1 protein-coding gene and 1 pseudogene are annotated in these 2,676 nt (G+C 69.0%); both read right to left on the bottom strand.

Going from position 1 to position 2,676, the window contains the following annotated elements:
* Positions 1 to 250, bottom strand: a pseudogene (locus ACWIF2_RS40510) (hypothetical protein); the annotation flags it as partial.
* Positions 251 to 276: 26 nt separating this feature from the next.
* Positions 277 to 2,676, bottom strand: a 2,400-nt coding sequence (locus ACWIF2_RS40505; RefSeq protein WP_454366692.1) for a Hint domain-containing protein, incomplete at its 5' end; no start/stop codon positions are given.

Genomic DNA, 2,676 nt, shown 5'->3' with positions numbered 1-2,676 from the left:
GATCGAAAATCCGGCCCACCACGGCCAGCCACACCGTGCGGAGAACCTCCTCCGACAACGGTGCGTCCAGCAGCCGACGGGCGTCCTCTCCCAGTTCCACGGCTCCATCGCCGTCGGAGCCGTCTGCCAGCCGGGCCGCGGCCGCGAGCGCGGCAGGGAGCCCCGGGGAGCCCAGTTGCTCCGTCAGGCCGGTGAGCCCGAAATCACTTGAGTAACCCAGTTCGACGTAATCTGGACGCATCTGTGGCATGGATCATGTCCTCTACGAGGCGCGTGCTACTTGGGGTAAGCGGTCTTGACGACGAAGCCGTACCGGTTCTGCCCAGTGTGGCCCTTGACCTTCATCAAGATCACCACTACCTCGTTACCGGCATCCTGGATGGTTCTCCCATCCGGCAGGTAGCGCTTACCCAGAGAGGAATAGGCATCCCACCGTCCTGTGATTGTCTGGTACTGCGCACCGTCTCTGGCCCTCGACGCCCAGTCCAGGAACTTCTGCCACTTGTCTTTGTCGAATACCTTTTCGCCGCCCGGGAGCCGCTTGCTGAAGAAGTCGCCCACTACCCGGTCCACGGCTTGCTGGGCGATTTCCTGACTGGTCCAGACGGTGTTGGGCCCGCCCTTCAGCCTGGCGAGCCGGAACGCCTCGGCCACGTCCGGCCTCACGTGCTCCTTCAGCGTGTGAATCTCCTTCTCGTATTTCTCCACCATGCGTGGGAGGTCTTCGTCGCCGAGGTTCAGGCAGTTGTGGACGAGTACGTCTGCCGCCTCGGGGCCCTCGGTGCGCACGTAGAACGTGTGCAGGCCGTTGACCGTGAGGTCGTACACCCGGCGCGGGGCGAGACCGGACCGGTCTCGTACGTCGGTCACGACGCGGAGTGTCCCGTCGGGGCCGATCAACCGGTCTCCCGGGCGCAGTTCGGAAGCGAGGACCCATCCTCGCTCGTCGGTGCGGATCTTGTGTCCAGCCGTCGTGTCCAAACTGCTGCCTCCGGCCAGGTGGACGGTCACCAGTCGTTCGGTGTCGTGCCGGAACGTGTCGGTGACCGACTCGGCCCGCAGCCGTCCGGTGCCCGGGTCGGCAGCCACGACCTGGTCGCCCTCACGCACGTCCCGGATCGCCTTGCGGCTTCCGTCGGCCATCAGCACCCGGGTGTCACCGGGGAAGCTGTTGACCTTGCACGTCGTGATGACGTCCTCGTAGGCGTTTACGCCCGCCTCGAGTTTGGCCAGCGTCGCCGGGTCCACATCCAGGGCCTTCAGCGCCTTGAACGCGTTCGCGACCCCCACCCCGGTCTTCATCGCCGCGTCGAGCGCCCGGATCCCGTCGGCGATCTTCGTGAACACCTTGCCGGGGATGAAGTTGGACGCGAACCAGGCGCAGCTCGACTTGTCACCGTGGTAGCAGCGGGCGACATCGCCGAGCACGATCTCGTACAGGACCGCGCCGACCGTTTCTCCGAAGAGGTTCTGCCAGCCGATCCGGGTGATCTCGCCGAAGCTGAAGTGGTGAGTCCACTTCTGCTTCTGGTTCGTGAGCGTCTCCGTCTTGAGGAAGACCGTGTCGGCCTGCGGGCAACCGGCCTCGGTGGCGGGCACGTCGGGGTTGACGCAGAAGTAGTAGCTGACCGTGACGTTCAGGTTCAGCTCGTACGTCACCGTGCAGCCCTGCGGCACGTAGTCGCACTTGTCGAGCGGCTTGGCCGGACCCCCCTCGGTGATCTTGTCGATGATGTAGAAGACACCGCCGACGCCGGTTCCGGCACCGTCCTGGACGACCTGGTTGGCCTCCTTGCGCGCGGCCGACTCGGCCGCCTCCTGTGCCGACTGCGCGTACTTCTCTGCGTCCTTGGCCGCCTCTTCCGCGGCCGTGGCCTCGGCGTCCGCGCGGTTCGCCGCCGCTCGGGCGTCCTTGGCGGCCTGCTCGGCCTCGGAGGCAGCCGTGCGGGCGGCTTCCGCGTCCAGGGCGGCCTGGTCGGCGGAGGACCGGGCGGCCGTGGCGTGGCCCTCGGCGCGGCCGGCGGCCTTGTCGGCGGCCTCCGCGTCCTCGGCGGCCTGCCGGCCGTACTCGATGGTGCGGGCCAGTGAAGCCTGGGCGGCCGCCGCGTGCTTGGCCGCCTCGGCGGCGTAACCGAGGGCTTCCTTCGCCGACTTGCGGGCGTCCGCCGCGAACCCGGCGGCCTCCGCGGCCAGCGTGTAGGCGGCCTTGGCGTCGCCGGTCGCCGCGTTGGCCAGGCTCTGGGCCTGTGCGGCGTTCTTCTGGGCGTTCGCGGCGTGCGCCTCCGCGACCGCCTGCTGCTGCTCGGCGATCGACTTCGACGACTGGCCGGTGAGCACCGCCAGGCCGGCGGCCGAGTCGGCGGTGACGTAGGGCGACCCGAGCTGGATCGCGTCGTTCGCAGGGGCCGCGACCTGTCGTGCCGCGCTGCCTGCGTCCTCCGCCGCCTGGGCGGTGGTGTAGGCGTGACCGGCCGCGTCGGCCGCTCCCGCGACCGCCTTGACGGCCTCGGCCTTCGCCGCGTCGGCGTCCTTCTTGGCCTTGGCGGCGTCCTTCTCCGCGTCGTCGGCCAGCTTCACCGCGGTTGAGGCGGCAGAGGCGGCGGACTGGGAGGCCTTGATGGCGTCCGCGGCGGCGCTCGTCGCCGTCTTCACGGCGGCGTCCGCCTTCAGCTTGGC

Source organism: Streptomyces sp. NPDC055506, from assembly GCF_053643595.1.
The sequence above is the reverse complement of the archived record's forward strand: the minus strand, read 5'-3'. Positions and strand labels throughout refer to the sequence as shown.